Annotated in this window: 14 protein-coding genes; 12 read left to right on the forward strand and 2 right to left on the reverse strand. The window is 69.0% G+C overall.

Going from position 1 to position 17,814, the window contains the following annotated elements:
- Positions 1 to 139 precede the first annotated feature (139 nt).
- The 12 genes from coxB to cobA all read left to right on the forward strand — a co-directional run bounded on the left by coxB (position 140) and on the right by cobA (position 15,414).
- Positions 140 to 1,054, forward strand: a complete 915-nt coding sequence (coxB, locus tag MC45_RS04445) for a cytochrome c oxidase subunit II (protein ID WP_245640837.1) — start codon at positions 140 to 142, stop codon at positions 1,052 to 1,054.
- Positions 1,051 to 3,561 (forward strand): cytochrome c oxidase subunit I, encoded by a 2,511-nt coding sequence (gene ctaD / locus MC45_RS04450; RefSeq protein WP_038660039.1) that lies wholly within the window; start codon positions 1,051 to 1,053, stop codon positions 3,559 to 3,561. Before coxB ends, ctaD begins: the two co-directional genes overlap by 4 nt.
- Positions 3,558 to 3,935 (forward strand): hypothetical protein, encoded by a 378-nt coding sequence (locus tag MC45_RS04455; protein WP_038660042.1) that lies wholly within the window; start codon positions 3,558 to 3,560, stop codon positions 3,933 to 3,935. The genes ctaD and MC45_RS04455 overlap by 4 nt, the downstream gene beginning before the upstream one ends.
- Entirely contained in the window at positions 3,932 to 4,510 is a 579-nt protein-coding gene (locus tag MC45_RS04460; RefSeq protein ID WP_038660045.1) for a cytochrome c oxidase assembly protein, read from the forward strand. The genes MC45_RS04455 and MC45_RS04460 overlap by 4 nt, the downstream gene beginning before the upstream one ends.
- Positions 4,507 to 5,547: a c-type cytochrome gene (locus MC45_RS04465; RefSeq protein ID WP_038660048.1), complete on the forward strand. Its 1,041-nt coding sequence runs from the start codon at positions 4,507 to 4,509 to the stop codon at positions 5,545 to 5,547. Before MC45_RS04460 ends, MC45_RS04465 begins: the two co-directional genes overlap by 4 nt.
- 124 nt (positions 5,548 to 5,671) lie before the next feature.
- Complete coding sequence (locus MC45_RS04470; RefSeq protein ID WP_038660051.1) at positions 5,672 to 6,250, forward strand: ANTAR domain-containing response regulator; 579 nt, start codon at positions 5,672 to 5,674, stop codon at positions 6,248 to 6,250.
- Positions 6,250 to 7,464: a CmpA/NrtA family ABC transporter substrate-binding protein gene (locus tag MC45_RS04475; RefSeq protein ID WP_038660053.1), complete on the forward strand. Its 1,215-nt coding sequence runs from the start codon at positions 6,250 to 6,252 to the stop codon at positions 7,462 to 7,464. The genes MC45_RS04470 and MC45_RS04475 overlap by 1 nt, the downstream gene beginning before the upstream one ends.
- A 231-nt stretch (positions 7,465 to 7,695) precedes the next feature.
- Positions 7,696 to 9,078 carry an MFS transporter gene (locus MC45_RS04480; RefSeq protein WP_052075508.1) on the forward strand — a complete coding sequence of 461 codons (1,383 nt, stop codon included), beginning with the start codon at positions 7,696 to 7,698 and terminating at the stop codon, positions 9,076 to 9,078.
- Positions 9,079 to 9,151: 73 nt separating this feature from the next.
- Complete coding sequence (gene nirB, locus MC45_RS04485) at positions 9,152 to 11,650, forward strand: nitrite reductase large subunit NirB (protein ID WP_052075778.1); 2,499 nt, start codon at positions 9,152 to 9,154, stop codon at positions 11,648 to 11,650.
- Positions 11,647 to 11,985 carry a nitrite reductase small subunit NirD gene (gene nirD / locus MC45_RS04490; RefSeq protein WP_171009305.1) on the forward strand — a complete coding sequence of 113 codons (339 nt, stop codon included), beginning with the start codon at positions 11,647 to 11,649 and terminating at the stop codon, positions 11,983 to 11,985. Before nirB ends, nirD begins: the two co-directional genes overlap by 4 nt.
- Positions 11,982 to 14,624 (forward strand): nitrate reductase, encoded by a 2,643-nt coding sequence (locus MC45_RS04495; RefSeq protein WP_245640838.1) that lies wholly within the window; start codon positions 11,982 to 11,984, stop codon positions 14,622 to 14,624. Before nirD ends, MC45_RS04495 begins: the two co-directional genes overlap by 4 nt.
- Entirely contained in the window at positions 14,614 to 15,414 is an 801-nt protein-coding gene (cobA, locus tag MC45_RS04500) for a uroporphyrinogen-III C-methyltransferase (protein ID WP_081974328.1), read from the forward strand. Before MC45_RS04495 ends, cobA begins: the two co-directional genes overlap by 11 nt.
- Here cobA and MC45_RS04505 read toward each other — a convergent pair.
- Positions 15,348 to 17,138 carry a family 43 glycosylhydrolase gene (locus tag MC45_RS04505; protein WP_038660056.1) on the reverse strand — a complete coding sequence of 597 codons (1,791 nt, stop codon included), beginning with the start codon at positions 17,136 to 17,138 and terminating at the stop codon, positions 15,348 to 15,350. The two genes, cobA and MC45_RS04505, sit on opposite strands and share 67 nt — an antisense overlap.
- Entirely contained in the window at positions 17,135 to 17,809 is a 675-nt protein-coding gene (locus MC45_RS04510) for a DUF6445 family protein (RefSeq protein ID WP_038660059.1), read from the reverse strand. Before MC45_RS04510 ends, MC45_RS04505 begins: the two co-directional genes overlap by 4 nt.
- Positions 17,810 to 17,814: the final 5 nt, after the last annotated feature.

A 17,814-nucleotide genomic window follows, 5' to 3' on the forward strand; every position in this document is an offset into this window, starting at 1 on the left:
ATGAAGGCCCATCCGGACCGAGCAATCTTTCCTTACGATATCTGAACGAACCGAAACGGACCTGCCGCGTTGAGCGCGCATGCGGGGGGTAAAGTCAGGAGCTGCGATCGCCACGGCGATCGCGCTGGCCGGATGCAACATGCATCAATCGACGTTGGCGCCATTCGGTGCCGACGCCGTCGACATACGGCGGCTGTTCCTGTTGATGCTGGTCGGCGCCGTCGTCATCGCGACGGGGCTCGCGCTCCTGATGCGCCATGCGGTGCGGGCGCGGGAAGGCGCGCTGACGCATCAAAAGGGGATGCGCGTCGTCCTCTGGCTCGGCGGAGTGATCCCGACCGTCGTGCTGCTCGGCCTGCTGGTCTATTCGCTGCCTTATATGAAACCACGCCCGGTCGGCCCCGCCGACATGCGGATCGCGGTCGAGGGCGAGCAATTCTGGTGGCGCGTCACCTATCGCCCGCCCGGTGGCGGCGCGGTCGAGACCGCGAACGAGGTGCGCATCCCCGTCGGCCGCACCGTCGCCTTCCGCCTGACCGCCGCCGACGTCGTCCACAGCTTCTGGATTCCGGGGCTGGGCGGCAAGATGGACATGATCCCCGGCCGCACCAACACGCTCGTCGTCCGTGCCGACAAGGCCGGGCGCTATCGCGGCCAGTGCGCCGAATTCTGCGGGCTCAGCCACGCGCTGATGGCGCTCGACGTCGTCGCGATGGAGCCCGCGGCGTTCGACGCCTGGCTCGCCGCGCAGCGCCGCCCCGCCGCCGCTGTTGCCACCGCCGCAGATCCCGGCGCACGGCTGTTCGCCGCCAACGGTTGCACCGCCTGCCACGTCGTCGGCAGCGGCAGCGCGCGCGGCATCGGCCCCGACCTCACGCATTTCGGTGCGCGCGAGACGCTCGCCGCCGGCATCCTGCCGATGACGACCGCCAATGTCGCGCGCTTCATCCGCCATCCCGAAGCCACCAAGCCCGGCGTGCGCATGCCCGCCTTCCCGCAACTCTCGCACGGTGAGGCCATCGCCATCGCCCGCTATCTCCAGGGCCTGAAATGAGCCTCCACGCGCAAGACGATCCGCAGCTCCGCGCGGCCCAGGAAGAGCGGCTGCGCGCGGTGTGGAAGCCGCCCTCGGGCTGGTTCTTCCGCTGGACCGACGTCAACAACAACCGCATCGGCGTCTGGTACACGCTGACCGCCTTCGGCTTCATGCTGTTCGCCGGCGTGCTCGCGCTCGTCATGCGCACGCAGCTGGCGGTGCCGGACAACGATCTCGTCTCGGCGAACACGTTCAACCAGCTGTTCACGCTGCACGGCTCGATGATGATGTTCCTGTTCGCCGTACCGATGTTCGAGGCGGTGTCGATCATCCTGCTGCCGCAGCTGCTCGGCGCGCGCGACCTGCCCTTCCCGCGCCTGTCGGCGTTCGGCTATTGGAGCTTCCTGCTCGGCGGCGTCTTCGTCGGCGGCTCGATCTTCTTCAACGCCGCGCCCGACGGCGGCTGGTTCATGTACCCGCCGCTGACCACGCGGACCGATCTCAGCGGGCTCGGCGCCGACATCTGGATGCTCGGCCTCAGCTTCATCGAGGTGTCGTCGGTCGCCGCCGCGGTCGAGCTGATCGTCGGCGTGCTCAAATGCCGCCCGCCGGGCATGCGCCTCAACCTGATGCCGCTCTACGCCTGGTATATCCTCGTCGTCGCGGTGATGATCCTGTTCGCCTTCCCGCCGCTGATCGCCGGCGACCTGCTGTTCGAGATGGAGCGGCTGCTCGGCTGGCCGTTCTTCGACGCGGCCAAGGGCGGCGATCCGTTGCTGTGGCAACACCTGTTCTGGATCTTCGGCCATCCGGAGGTCTATATCGTCTTCCTGCCGTCGATCGCCCTGTTCGCGATGATGATCCCCACCTTCGCGCAGCGTCACCTGCTCGGCTATCCGTGGATCGTGCTCGCGGCGGTCGGCACCGCCTTCCTGTCGTTCGGCCTGTGGGTCCACCATATGTTCGCGACCGGCCTGCCCAAGATCAGCCTCGCCTTCTTCTCCGCCGCCTCCGAGGCGGTGGCGATCCCCACCGGCGTGCAGATCTTCGCCTTCATCGCGACGCTCTGGGCGGGCAAGGTCAAATGGTCGGTGCCTTTGCTCTATGCGAGTGGCAGCCTCGCGGTGTTCGTGATCGGCGGACTGACCGGCGTGATGGTCGCGATCGCGCCGTTCGACTGGCAGGCGCACGACACCTATTTCATCGTCGCGCACCTGCATTACGTGCTGATCGGCGGCACCCTGCTGCCGTTGTTCGGCGGCCTCTATTTTTACTGGCCGCTCATCACCGGCAAGAAACTGTCCGACCGGCTCGGCCGCATCGCCTTCTGGATCATGTTCGTCGGCGTGAACCTGTCCTTCTTCCCGATGCACCTGTCGGGGCTGGAAGGGATGCCACGACGCGTCTTCACCTATCCCGCCGACCTCAACATCGGCTGGCTCAACCTCGCCTCGACCGCGGGCGCCTATCTGTTCGCCACCGGTGTGCTGGTGCTGGTCGTCGACCTCGCGCTGTCGCCGACGCGGCAGAAGGCGCCGCGCAACCCGTGGAACGCTGGCACGCTCGAATGGCTCGCGCATCCCGACGACGAGGATTGGGGCATCCGCTCGGTACCGCTGATCGAGAGCCGCTATCCGATCTGGGACCAGAAGGATTTCGTCGCCAAGGTCGACGAAGGCCGCTTCTTCCTCCCCGACGCCGAAGAGGGCCGGCGCGAGACGATCATCACCTCGGTGCTCGACGCCAAGCCGGTGTCGGTGATCCGCCTCGGCACGCCGAGCGTCAAGCCGATGATGACCGCGGTCGCGCTCGGTGCGGTGTTCATCCTGACCACCTATCACCTGTATCTGCTGTCGGCGCTCAGCGGCGTCGTCACGCTCGCCTGCGTCTTGTGGTGGCTGTGGGACACCGCCGAAATCCCCGAAAAGCCCGAAAAGCCGATCGGCCATGGCATTACGCTGCCGCTTTACATCTCCGGCCCCGCCGCGCCGGGCTGGTGGGCGATGTTCATCACGATGATGGCCGACGCCACCGCCTTTTCCGGCCTCGTCTTCGGCTATTATTTCTACTGGACGATCCACCCCGATTTCGGCGCCGGCTTCGACGGGCCGGGGGCCTATTGGCCGATCGTCACGCTGCTGCTGTCGCTGGCGAGCTGGGCGGCGACCGTCGCCGCCCGCGGCATCCACGCGCGCGGCGCGGTGTTGCCGGCACGGGCGTTGCTCGTCGCCGGGGCGGTGGCGGCGATCGCCAGCCTGGCCACCGGCCTGCGCTGCCTCGACGGGCTCGATCCCAAGGCGAACGTCTATCCGGCGATCGTCTGGGTGCTGGTGATCTGGACGCTCGTCCACGCCGCGATCGGCACGATCATGCAGCTCTATACGCTCGCGCGCAGCCTTGCCGGGCGGATGACGCCGACGCATGACGCCGATCTGCGCAACATCACCGTCTACCAGCATTTCTTCGCGCTCACCGCGCTCGTCGCCTATCTGACGATCGGCCTGTTCCCGGAGGCGGGGCTGTGAGGCGCTGGCTGCGGCGCGCGCGCCGGCTCAACGTCACGCTGTGGACGCTGATCGTGCCGCCGACGACCTGGGCGGTGCATTTCCTCTTCTCCTACCTCTGGGCGGCGGTGTCCTGCGCCAAGCTCGGGATGTGGGCGCGTTTCCCGACGGCCTTCGCGATCGGCACGCTGGTGGCGCTGCTGGTGATCGCCGCGGCAGGCGTGATCGCATGGCAACAGGCGCGCACCCCCGGCGCGCCCGCACCGCATGACGAGGGTACCGACAGCGACCGCCTGCGCTTCCTCGCATATTCAACGCTGCTGCTGTCGGCGCTGAGCTTCGTCGCAGTGGTATTCACCGCGATGCCGGTCATCGTGCTGAGCGACTGCCGGTGAAGCGCGTCAGCCTCGCCGCCGGCCTCGCGCTGCTACCGCTCGGCTGGGCGCTGAGCGGCCGGGGCATGACCGGCCATATGGCGGCGCATATGATCGCCGTCGCGATCGCCGCGCCGCTCGTCGCATTCGGCGTGCAGCATGGCCGCTGGGCCCCGGCGACGCGCTGGCCGCGGCTCGCCGCACCGCTGCCCGCCGCGCTGATCGAGGCGGTGATCGTCTGGGGATGGCATGTCCCCGCGCTGCGCCGCCTCGCCGATCACCAGCCGGCGTGGCTGATCCTCGAACAGGCGAGCTTCCTCGCCGCCGGGCTGTTGCTCTGGTCAGCGGTGCTCGCTCCCCGCCATCGTGCCGCCGGGGTCGGCGCGCTGCTCGTCACCTCGATGCACATGACGCTGCTCGGTGCGCTGATCGGCCTCGCGCCCCGCCCCCTCTACACCCACCACGGCGCCGATGCGCTGATCGACCAGCAGATCGCCGGCGTCGTCATGCTGCTCGTCGGCGGCGTCGCCTATCTGCTCGGCGGGCTGGCGATGCTCGGCCGGCTGCTCCAGACCCGCAACGAGGCCATCGCATGACGATCCGCATCACCTGGGCGCGCGCGGTCGCGACGCTGGTCGGCCTCGCCGTCGCCGGGCTGCTCTTCGCCTGGTCGGGCGTGTTCAACATCGCCGCATCGAGCGGCCACTGGCCGATCACCGACTGGTTCCTGCACTGGACGATGCGCAATTCAGTGCGCACCCACGCCGCCTTCACCAGCCCCGACGATCCCGCCGACCGCAGCGGCCTCGTCAGCGCCGCCGGCCATTTCGCCAATGCCTGCGCGGTCTGTCACGGCGCCCCCGGCATCAAGCCCGCCCCGGTCATGCAGGCGGCGACCCCGCCCGCCCCCGACCTCGCCGTCAACGCGAGGCAATGGACCGACAAGCAGCTCTTCTGGATCCTCCAGCACGGCGTCAAATATACCGGTATGCCCGCCTGGGCGGTGCAGGACCGGCAGGACGAGGTGCGCCGCATGGTCGCCTTCGTCCGCCGCCTGCCCGGCATGACGCCGGCGCAATATGACGCTCTCGTCGCCGAGGCGAACCCCGGCGCCGATCTCGCCACCTGCACCGGCTGCCACGGCACCGACGGCCGCGGCCGCGGCGCGCCCGACATTCCGGTGCTCGGCGGACAGGACCCCGCCTATCTGCTCGCCGCGCTGCAGGGCTATGCGGATGGCAGCCGCTCCAGTGCGGTGATGCAGCAGGTCGCGATGCGGATGCAGCCCGAAGCGATGCGCGATGCCGCGCGCCGCTTCGCCGCGATGCCCGGCCTCGGCGCAGCGCCCGCGGGCGATGCCGCCGCCGCGCGGATCGTGACGCAGGGCCTGCCCCGGCTCCAGCTTCCGGCCTGCGCCAGCTGCCACGCGCCCGGCAAGCCCTATCCCGTGCTCGCCGGTCAGCGCCCCGCCTATATCGCACAGCGCCTGCGCCACTGGCGCGGCGACGAGACGGTGGTCGACGCGCGCAAGAGCCATGCGACGATGCCGGTCATCGCCCGCCGCATCCCGGAGGAGATGATCGACCCGCTCGCCCGCTATCTCGCCGGAGACGCGGTCGATCGCAGCAAATAATCCGAGGGGCGCCGTCGAAGAATTGGACCACAACCGCCGAGGGCAATGAGCCGCTAATCCCTGCAATCGCAGGACTCGATCAACCGGCTTCGCGAATCGGGGGGGTGGGGGGTATGGCTTGAGCATGCGTATCGCGATCATCGACACGAGCACAACGCGTGCCGCGATCATCTCCGACGGATTGCGCGAGGCGGGCCTCCACGATCTCGTCCTGATCGACGGCACGCGCGGCATGGTCGCCGCGCTGGAGAAAGCGGCGCCCGACGTCGTCCTGATCAACCTCGAAAATCCCAGCCGCGACGTGCTCGAGGAATTCTTCGCGGTGTCGCGCGCACTCGCCCGGCCGATCGCGATGTTCGTCGACCAGAGCGATGCGGAAACCACCGCCGCCGCGGTCGACGCCGGCGTGTCCGCCTATATCGTCGACGGCCTCGCCAAGCAGCGGATCAAGCCCGTCATCGACCTCGCGATCCGCCGGTTCCAGGCGTTCGCCCGGCTGCAGGACGAATTGCACGAAGCCCGAAGCGCGCTCGCCGACCGCACCACCATCGATCGCGCCAAAGTGATCCTGATGAAGCGCCGCGGCATCGACGAGCCGACCGCTTACGGCCTGCTCCGCGCGCAGGCGATGCGATCCAACCGCCGGATCGCCGAGATCGCCGATGCGATCATCACCAGCGACGCGCTCATGGGAGATTTGTGATGGCGCTCGACCGGATCCGCATCGGGTTCCTGCCGCTGGTCGATGCCGCGCTGCCGATCCTCGCGCGCGAACAGGGATTCGCCGAAGCCGAGGGGCTGGAGATCGAGCTCGTCCGCGACATGACCTGGGCGACGGTGCGCGATCGGTTGCTCTATGGCCATACCGATGCCGCCCACATGGTCGCGCCGCTGGCGATCGCGACCGCGCTGGGCCGCGGGCGGCCCGCGGTGCCGATGGCCGTGCCGTTCGTGCTGGGGCTGAACGGCAATGCGATCACGCTGTCGCTGCCGCTCGCCGCGCTGGTGATGGACTGCGATGCGCTCGGCGATCCGGCCGTGCTCGGCGCGCGACTGAAGGCGGTCGCGACCGAGCGTCTCGCCGCGGGGCGGCGGTTGCGGTTCGGCGTGGTGCATCGTTATTCGAGCCACAATTACATGCTGCGCTATTGGTTGGCGGCAACAGGCATCCGGCCCGATACCGATGTCGAGATCGTCACGACCAGCCCGACCTTCGCCGCCGACGCCTTGGCGGCGGGGGAAGTCGACGGCATCTGCGTCGGCGAACCGTGGAACGGCGTCGCGGTCGATCGCGGCGTCGGACGGATCGCGCTGGTTACCGCGCAGGTCTGGCGGCGCGGCGTCGAGAAGGTGCTGGCGATGCGCGCGGCGACGCTGGACGAGCGCCGCGACGTCGTCCACCGTCTGATCCGCGCGCTGCATGCCGCGGCCGCGCATTTCGTCGATCCCGGCACGCGCGAGGCGAGCGCGGCCATCCTCGCGCGACCCGCCTATCTCGACGCGCCGATCGATGCCGTGACGCGGGCGATCAGCGACCGGGTACGGCTCGTCAAGGATGCCACGCCGATCCATGTCCCCGACTTCATGTTCCAGTATCGCGAGGCGGCGAACTTCCCGTGGCGCAGCCAGGCGGCCTGGCTGTATTCGCAGATGCTGCGCTGGGACGGCACGCCGTTTTCGGCCGGGGAGGCAGCCACCGCGCAGGGCGTGTTCCGTCCCGACGTCTACCGCGCGGCGCTGGCCGGATCGGGCGCGCCGCTGCCCAATGCGAGTTCGAAACTGGAGGGCGCGATCGCCGCGAACAGTATCGGCGCGGGATCGACCCAGGGGCGGCTGATCCTGGGCAATGACGCCTTTTTCGATCGGCGCGCCTTCGATCCGGACGATATCACGGGATATTTGAGCAGCTTACCGTAAAGTTGCTGCATCTGCGAAACGGCGCTTGCACGAGCGCGCCACTTCGATCATCCTGACAGCGTTCGGCAAGGGAGTCGGACACGACATCATCGCGAGACCGGTTCCAACGACGGGGCCGGACCGCGCAAGGCGATCCACCGATCGTCGAGAGGCAACGAAGCCGTCCAGATGCGTCCGCAAGGTCGCCGTCTGGGCGGCTTTTTCTTTGTCCAACGCAGATGGGGAAACATCATGCTGTTCGCATCGCCGGGGATCGAAGTCACCGGATCGAAGGCCACGAGGATCGACCTGTTCAGCGCCGCCACGCCGCAGATGCGCGCGTTCCACGTCACCTGGCTGGCGTTCTTCGTGTGCTTCTTCGCCTGGTTCGCGGCGGCGCCGATGATGCCGCTCATCAAGGCCGAGTTCGGCCTCAGCAAGGACCAGATCGCCAATATCAACATCGCCGCGGTGGCCGTCACGATCCTCGTGCGGCTGGTGGTCGGGCCATTGTGCGACCGGTTCGGACCGCGTCGCGCCTATACGTGGCTGCTGCTGCTCGGCGCGATCCCGGTCTTCGGACTCGCCTTCGCCCGGACGCACGAGACGTTCCTGTTCTTCCGCCTGGCGATCGGAGCGATCGGCGCGTCGTTCGTGATCACCCAATATCACACGAGCGTGATGTTCGCGCCCAACGTCGTCGGCACCGCCAATGCGACGGTCGGCGGCTGGGGCAATGCAGGCGGTGGCGCGGCACAGAGCCTGATGCCGCTGGTGGTCGCGGCGATGATCGGGCTTGGCGTCGAGCACGCCTGGGGATGGCGCGCGGCGATGTTCGTGCCGGGTGTGGCGATGGTCGCGATGGCGTTCGTCTACGCGCGCTATACTCAGGACACGCCGCAAGGCGACATCGTCGACCTCCGCGCGGCCGGCATCGCGCTCGACGGCGGCAAGGCGACCGGCATGGCGATCTTCCGCCGCGCCGCGGCCAATTACCGGACGTGGATGCTCGCCGCGACGTACGGCGCCTGTTTCGGCGTCGAGATCTTCATCCACAACATTGCCGCCAGCTATTACGTCGACCGGTTCGGACTGTCGCTCACTAGCGCGGGGCTCGCCGCCGGGATCTTCGGCGGCCTCGCGCTGTTCGCCCGCGCGCTCGGCGGCATCGCCAGCGACCGGATCGCGCTCGTCAAGGGGCTCGACGGTCGCGCGTTGCTGCTGTTCGGGCTGATGCTCGGCGAGGGTGTCGGGCTGGTGCTGTTCGGCAATGCCGGCAGCGTCATGCCTGCCATCCTCGCGATGACGATGTTCGGGCTGTTCACGCACATGGCGTGCGGCGCGACCTATGCACTGGTGCCGTTCGTCGACCGCAAGGCGCTGGGCGGGGTCGCGGGGCTGATCGGCGCGGGCGGCAATATCGGCGCGGTCGCGGCGGGATTCCTCAACAAGGCGTCGGCGACGCCGCAGCAATGCCTGATCGTGCTCGGCTACGTCGTTGTCGGCACTGCGGTGTGCGCGCTGGCGGTGCGCTTCTCCGCCGCGCACAAGTCGCAGGAGCAGGCGCTGTTCGATGCGGCGCTCGACGCGCGGCGCGATCGCGGCCTGCCCGGCGGCGGCGCGGTGGCGGCATGACCCGCTGCCCGACGCCGCGCCGCGACCCGCTCGCCGCCACCACCCGCAAATTCTCGCTGCAACTGGATTGGACATGCTGATGGAACATCGGGTCATCACCCCCGGGTCGGACGCCCGCGAGCATCTCGTCGTGATCGGCAACGGCATGGCCGGCTGCCGCGCGGTCGAGGAGCTGATCGCGCGCGATCCCGCCCGCTACCGCGTCACGATCTTCGGCGCCGAACCGCATGTGAACTACAATCGCATCATGCTCTCGCCGGTGCTCGCGGGCGAGAAGACCTTCGAGCAGATCGTCATCAACGACGCGGCCTGGTATGCGGCCAATGCGATCACGCTGGTGACCAGCGATCCGGTGCAGGTGATCGACCGCGCGGCGAAGACCGTCACCGCGCGATCGGGGCTGACCGTCGCGTACGACCGGCTGCTGATCGCGACCGGCTCCGATCCGTTCATCATCCCGGTGCCGGGCAAGGATCTGCCCGGCGTCATCTCGTTCCGCGACATGGCCGACGTCGATCACATGCTGGCGGCGGCCGGCCGGGGCGGCGCGGCGGTGGTCATCGGCGGCGGGCTGTTGGGGCTGGAAGCGGCGCACGGCCTGACGCTGCGGGGCATGAAGGTGACGGTGATCCACCTGATGCCGACGCTGATGGAACGCCAGCTCGACGAGGCCGCGGGATGGCTGCTCAAGTCGGCGCTGGAGGCACGCGGCCAGGTGATCCTGACCGAGGCCAACACCGCCGAAATCGTCGGCGACACGCACGTCGAAGGCGTCCTGTTGAAGGACGGGACGCTGATCCCGGCGAGCCTCGTCGTCATGGCGGTCGGCATCCGCCCGTCGGTGGCGCTCGCGCGCGACGCCGGGCTGGAGATCGGCCGCGGCATCAAGGTCGACGACCATATGGTCACCAGCGATCCGTCGATCCTCGCGGTCGGCGAGTGCGTCGAGCATGACGGCAACGTCTACGGCCTCGTCGCGCCGCTCTGGGACATGTGCCGGGCGCTGGCCGATGGCCTCGTCGGGCGGCATAGCGGCTATCGCGGATCGGTGACGTCGACCAAGCTCAAGGTCGCCGGGCTCGACGTATTCTCGGCGGGCGATTTCTCGGGTGGTGCCGGCGCGGAGGACATCGTGTTGCGCGACGCGTCGCGCGGCATCTACAAGCGCGTGGTGGTCAAGGACGACCGCATCGTCGGCGCGGTGCTGTACGGCGACACCGCTGACGGCGGCTGGTATTTCGACCTGCTCAGGCGCGGCGAGAACATCGCCCCCATCCGCGACATGCTGATCTTCGGCCAGTCCTTCGCCTCGGGAGGGGCGCAGGCGGACCCTAAGGCGGCCGTTGCGGCGCTCTCCGACGATGCGGAGGTCTGCGGCTGCAACGGCGTCACCAAGAGCAAGGTCGTGGCGTGCATCGGCGCCGGCAACACGACGCTGGATGCGGTCCGCGCGACCTGTAAGGCATCGGCGTCGTGCGGATCGTGCACCGGCGTCGTCGAAACGCTGCTCGCGGTGACGCTGGGCGACGACTATTCGGGCGAACGCACGGTGAAGACGATGTGCAAATGCACCAGCTTCGGCCACGACGACGTCCGCCGCGAGATCGTCGCGCAGGGCATGCGATCGATCCCCGAAGTGATGCAGAAGATGAGCTGGTCGACGCCCGACGGATGTTCGTCGTGCCGACCCGCGCTCAATTACTACCTGCTCTGCGCGTTGCCCGGCGCGTATAAGGACGACCAGCAGAGCCGGTTCGTCAACGAACGGCTGCACGCCAACATCCAGAAGGACGGCACCTATTCGGTCGTGCCGCGGATGTGGGGCGGCGTGACCAACCCGCGCGAGCTGCGTGCGATCGCCGATGTCGTCGAGAAATACGACGCGCCGCTGGTCAAGGTGACGGGCGGCCAGCGGCTCGACATCTTCGGGATCAGGAAGGAGGACCTGCCCGCGGTCTGGGCAGATCTCAACGCCGCGGGGATGGTCAGCGGCCATGCGTACGGCAAGTCGCTGCGCACCGTGAAGACCTGCGTCGGCTCCGACTGGTGCCGGTTCGGCACGCAGGATTCGACCGGGCTCGGCGTCAGGATCGAGCAAATGACCTGGGGCTCCTGGATGCCGCACAAGTTCAAGATCGCGGTCAGCGGTTGTCCGCGCAACTGCGCCGAGGCGACGATCAAGGATTTCGGCGTGGTCTGCGTTGACAGCGGCTACGAATTGTCGGTCGGCGGCAACGGCGGGATCAAGGTCCGCGCGACCGACTTCCTCTGCAAGGTCGCGACCGAGGAGGAGGCGATGCATCATTGCGCCGCCTTCATCCAATTGTACCGGGAGGAAGCGCGCTATCTGGAGCGCACCGCGCCGTGGATCGAGCGGGTCGGCATCGACTATATCCGCACACGCATCGCCGACGATGCCGCGGGCCGCGATGCGCTGGCGGCGCGGTTCCTGTTCTCACAGACCTTCATGCAGGACGATCCCTGGACCGCGCGCGTCGCGGGCGCGCACGGCGAACAGCATGCGCCGATGGCGCGCTTCACCCCCATCGACGCTACGAGGGAAATGGCATGATCGGCGAATGGCTCGATATCGGCTGGGTCGACGAGATTCCGGTCCGTGGCAGCCGCACGGTGCAGGTTGCCGGCGGCGACGACATCGCGGTGTTCCGCACCGGCGAGGGCAAGGTGTTCGCGCTCGCCGATCGCTGCCCGCACAAGGGCGGCCGGTTGTCGCAGGGCATCGTCCATGGCGGCGCCGTGGCGTGTCCGCTGCACAATTGGCGGATCGCGCTCGATACCGGCGAGGCGCTGGGCGAGGACAAGGGGTGCACGCCGGTGATCCCGGTGAAGGTGTCGGGCGGGCGCGTCCTGATCTGCCGGACGTCGACCATCAAGGCCGCGGCGTGACCGGGGCGCCGCTTTCTCCCCCCGGCGGAAAGACGGCGGGGACGAGCGCGCCCATCCGCACCACCTGCGCCTATTGCGGGGTCGGCTGCGGCATCCTCGCGACCCCGACCGGCGAGCGGAGCGCCGATATCAAGGGCGACCCCGACCACCCCGCCAACGCCGGCAAACTGTGTTCGAAGGGCACGCATCTCGGCGAAACGATCGGCCTCGAGGGTCGCCTGCTCACCCCGATGATCGGCAGGCGTACGGCCTCGTGGGATGCGGCGCTCGGCCTCGTCGCCAAGCGCTTCCGCGAGACGATCGCGCAGCACGGCCCGAACAGCGTCGCCTTCTACGTGTCCGGCCAGTTGCTGACCGAGGATTATTACGTCGCCAACAAGCTGATGAAGGGGTTCATCGGCGCGGCGAACATCGACACCAATTCGCGGCTCTGCATGGCGAGCGCGGTGGCCGGGCACATCCGCGCGTTCGGCGAGGATATCGTGCCGGCGTCCTACAACGATCTCGATGCCGCCGACCTGATCGTGCTGGTCGGATCGAACGCCGCCTGGTGCCATCCGATCGTCTATCAGCGCATCCGCGCACGCTGCGACGCGGGCGCGAAACTCGTCGTGATCGATCCCCGCCGGACCGAGACCGCGGACGAGGCCGACCTTCATCTCTCGATCCGGCCCGGCACCGACGTCGCGCTGATGAACGGTCTGCTGGCGTGGTGTCGCGACGCGGGGGTGGTCGACCAAGCCTATCTCGCGCGCCACGTCGCGACGCCCGACGACTTCTGGGACCGGTGCGAAGGGGGGAGCGACCTGTGGTCGGTGGCGCGCGTCTGCGACGTGCCGCCGCAGGAGCTCAGGCGGTTCTTCGAACTGTTCGCCGCCACGCCGAAGACCGTGACGATGTTCAGCCAGGGGGTGAACCAGTCGCTGGCGGGGACCGACCAGGTCAATGCGATCATCAACCTCCACCTTGCCACCGGGCGGATCGGCAAGCCCGGCGCGGCGCCCTTCTCGATCACCGGCCAGCCCAATGCGATGGGTGGCCGCGAGGTCGGCGGGCTCGCCTCGAGCCTTGCCGCGCACATGGATTTCACGCCCGCGAACGTCGCGCGGGTCGGCCGCTTCTGGGCCGCGCCCAACATGGCGACCAGGCCCGGGCTGAAGGCGGTCGACCTGTTCCGCGAGCTGGGACAGGGGCGGATCAAGGCGATCTGGATCATGGCGACCAACCCCGCGGTCTCGATGCCCGACGCCGGACGGGTGCGCGAGGCGCTCGCCGATTGCCCCTTCGTCGTCGTCTCCGACGTGGTCGACACCACCGACACGTCGGTCCACGCGCACGTCCGCCTGCCCGCCGCGGCCTGGGGCGAGAAGGACGGCACCGTGACCAACTCCGACCGCACGGTCAGCCGCCAGCGCGCCTTCATGGCCGCGCCGGGCGAGGCCAGGCCGGACTGGTGGATCGTGACGCAGGTCGCGCGCCGGATGGGGTGGAAGACCGCCTTCCCCTATGATCGCCCCGCCGAGATCTGGCGCGAGCATTGCCGCCTGTCCGCCTATGAGAACGACGGCGCCCGGCTGTTTGCGCTGCCCAGTCATGCCGCCAAGGGCAATGCCGAATATGACGCGATGGCGCCGTTCCGCTGGGGCGGCACGCCCTTCTCCGACGGGCGCTTCCCGACACCGGACGGCCGGGCGCGGCTGATCCCCGTCGCGCAGAAGCCGGTGGCGGCGCCGCTCGGCAAATGGCCGATGACGCTCAACACCGGGCGCTACCGCGATCACTGGCACACGATGACCCGCACCGGCCTGTCGCCCAAACTCGCGCGGCATCGCGAGGAGCCGCTGGTCGAGATCCATCCCGACGACGCCTCCGCATGCGGGATCGTCGACGGCAATCTGGCCCGGGTGACGACCCCGCAAGGCAGCAGCCTGTTCCGCGCGACGGTCGTCACGTCGCAGCGGGCGGGCGAGGTGTTCGTGCCGATCCACTGGACCGATCGCACCGCGACGGGTGGCCGCGCCGGCCGCCTCCCCCGCCCGCTCGCCGATCCGGTGTCCGGACAGCCCGGCTTCAAGTCGACGCCGGCCAGGATCGATCGCGTCGAAACGGCGTGGCGCGGCTTCATCATCGTCCGCGGCCAACTCGCGGCCCCGCCCGACTGCCTGTGGGCGACACGGGTTGCGGTGCCACACGGCAGCGCATGGGATATGGCAGGCACTGGCGACGCCGACGCGCTCGACGCATCGCTGCCCAAGGGCCAGCGGATCGAGGCGATCGACGCGGCACGCGGCAGCCGCCGGGTCGCGATCCTCGACGGCGGCCGGCTTCGGGCGGTGCTGTTCGTCACGCGCGACGGCAGCCTCCCCCCGCGCGACTGGCTCGTCGCGCAACTGGGTGAGGCGATCGCCGCCCCGACGCTGCTCGCCGGGCGGGCGGCGGGTGTGCAGGTCGACCGCGGGCCGATCGTCTGCGCCTGTTTCGACGTCGGCCTCAAGACCATCCTGGCGGCGATCGCCGACCAGCATCTCGCCGACGTGCCCGCGATCGGGGCGGCACTCGGCGCGGGGACGAATTGCGGGTCGTGCCGCCCTGCCCTCGCCAAACTCCTCGCCACCGAAGGATCGACGCATGCCGCATGATTTCCCACCCGGTTCGGTCTGGCTGGTCGGTGCCGGCCCCGGCGACCCCGATCTGTTGACCCGGAAAGCGGAGCGACTGCTCGCCGCCGCCGACATCGTCTTCTACGATGCGCTGGTCGGCCCGGACATCCTCGCGCGCATCCCGCGCCACGTCGAACAGGTCGGCGTCGGCAAGCGATCGGGTCGCCATTCGAAGGACCAGCCCGCGATCAACACGCTGCTCGCCGAGGCGGCGCTGGCCGGCAAGCGCGTCGTCCGCCTGAAGGGCGGCGACCCGTCGATCTTCGGCCGGTCGACCGAGGAGATCGATCATCTCGCCGCGCAGCACATTGCGGTGCGGATCTGCCCCGGCATCACCGCGGCGAGCGCCGCCGCCGCATCGGGCGGCGCCTCGCTGACGCTGCGCGGCCTCGCCCGCAAACTCACGTTCGTCACGGCGCACGCCCGCGCCGGCGAAGCGCTCGACCTCGACTGGCATGCGCTCGCCGATCCCGATGCGACGCTCGCGGTCTATATGGGCCGCGCCGCCGCCGCCGAAGTGTCGCGCAAGCTGATCGCCGCCGGCCGCGCCGGCGACACGCCGGTCATGGTCGCGGTCAACGTGTCGCTGCCGAGCGAGCGTATCGTGCGCGGCAAATTGTCGGCGCTGGCGTTTCTGGTCGAGACGATCAGCGATAGCGACCCGTCGCTGCTGCTGATCGGCGAAGCCGTCGCCAAGACGCGCTACATCGCCGCTACCCGGCTGAGCGGCGAGACGCCATTCTCGTCGAACGCCTCGACCGCGACGTAATAGCCCTGCCCCTTGGTCAGCGCGCGCAACGGCAGTACCGCCGCCGGTCCATCCGCGACGCGGTCGGCGAAGACCTGATAGGTCAGCGCGAGCCGGTCGGGGCGTATCCCCCAACGCACGTTATAGCCGACGGCGCCGGCGATCCGCCGCCAGCGGATCGTCGCGTCGCGCGTATCGGCGGCGCGCGTCGCCTCGACCAGTTCGGGTGCGACGGGGGCCGCCCCGCCAGCGCTGCCGAAGACGCGCAGGTCGGCGATCGCGAGATGCGCGCCGCCGATTTGGCCGTGGACGTAGCGGACGAAGCGGGCGGCCGTCGGTCGCGGCAGTTCGAAATAGGCGTTGGGGCGGTCGCGCCGTGGCGCTTCGGTGCGCGCGAGCGGCCGCCATTCCCGCCCGTCGCGCGAGGATTGCAGCTGGAATTCGGTATAGATGTCGGGCGCGTCGCCGAACCGCCCGGCCTGATAGTCGGCGAAGTCGACCTGCACCGCGCGTATAGTCTTCACCGCCCCGAGATCGATCGTCAGCGTCGCGCCGGGCGCCTTGTCCGGCGACAACCAGAAGCTGCGCGGATTTTCGTCGGTGGCGTCGCCCGGTCCATGCCCCGCGACGCTGCCGCTCGCCTGCGCGCGCTTCCGGTAGGAGAGCAGCATCCAGCCGGTGAACAGCATATCGGGATCAGTGACGCGCCCGGTCGGCAGCCGCTGCGGGAAGTCGCCGAAGCGGGTCGATACCCGCATCTGCCCATCGGCATCGAACACGGTCGGCCACAGTCCGACGCGCCGCTCGAACGTCCAGTTATAACCGATCCACGGCGTCCCGGTGTTCCACCAATTGCCGTGCAGATCTTGGAACGTATTGCCATGCCCGGCGCCCTGCACGAAGCCGCCGGGCTTGTAGCCGATGGGATTATAGGCGGCGTAGGTGAATGGCCCCATCGGCGAGGTGCCGACGTAGGTGCCGGTTGCATACGCATTATATTCGGTGCCCGGAGCGCCATATTGCAGATAGTAGCGGCCACGGACCTTGGTCATCCACGCGCCCTCCATATACGGCTTGACCGGCGTGCCGTCGGGGGTGGTGCCGCTGTGATCCTGACCGAAACGCTCCCAGCCGTGACGGTCGGGATCGAGCAGGATGAAGGATTTGCGCGGGCTGCCGTACGTCAACTTGCCGTCAGCGAAGCCGACGGGCGCGCCGTAGATCGGGAAGACGTTCGACGAATTCCAATAGAGGTACCAGCGCATGTCGTCGTCCCGGAACAGGTCCGGGTCCCATGGTCCGGGCGGCACCTCGCCGGGCTTGATCGTCTCCTCGAAGCCCGATCGTACCGCGCCCGGCAGCGGCGGCATGCGGCGGACGAACAGGTCGATGCGCCCGCTCGCCGGATCGCCGCTGCTGTAGATCGTCCCCTGCGTCGTCATCGACGGCATGATCAACAGCCGCTCGCCGTCCGAGGACACGGCGGGTGCGACGATCCCCTCCGCCGGCCAGCGGCTGGGTTTGACGAAGCGCCAAGTGACGAGGTCGGTCGAACGCCAATATCCGTCCGCCAGCGTGAGGAAGAGATAATAGGCGCCCTTGAACGGCACGATCACCGGGTCGGCGCCGGTGCGATACGACACGCCCTCGTTGACCTGCTCGAAATTGTAGCGGTAGTCGAGGTCGACCGGATTGGCATAGGTCTGCGCCGGCACGGCGGCAGCGAGCGCGAGCCAGGCGATCATCGCTGCGCCTGGACGAACAGGTTGGCGGTCAGCCGCCCCCGCCGCGGGTCGGCGCTGAGCGGCAGATCGTCCGGGATGATCCCCGAATGGAGCAGGCAACCCTGATAGATGACGACGCGATCACGCCGCGCGTCGACCCGGCCGATCTGTTCGAACGCGGCGGTGCTCGCATTGATATAGCCGTCGAGCGCCGGACCGTCCCGACGCGCGGCAGCAAGGAAGGCGGCGCGATTGCCGTCATCGACGCGCTCGATCCCGGTGGCGCGCTGCCGGTAGAAGGCGGTCCCGGCCGGCTGGTCGGACAGATAGTGCAGCACGGCGATATAGCCTTCGTCCGTCGCGTCGAAATGCGGCGCGCGTTGCACCGGCGTGAGCGTCTGCGGCGCGGTGGTGACGATCGAGAAACTCGCCTCGATCCAGTCGAAGCCGTCGATCGCAAAGGCGCCGCCGACGAACGGCGCGACGCGGTCGAGAAGCGCGGTGGCATAATCGTAGGCCGCACCGTCGCCGGCAGCGAGGACGCGGCGAACCCCGGGGTAATGGCCGCCCGCCGCGGGGTAAGGCGCCAGCGCCGCCGCGAGATCGACGATCCGGTCGACCGCGCCGCTCGCATCGTCGACGACGACGACCGGGCTCTCGCCGTGCCCGATGCGGAGCAGGCTCGGCGTCATCGTGC

This window comes from Sphingomonas taxi (genome assembly GCF_000764535.1).
In the GTDB taxonomy this organism is placed as follows: Bacteria; Pseudomonadota; Alphaproteobacteria; order Sphingomonadales; family Sphingomonadaceae; genus Sphingomonas; species Sphingomonas taxi.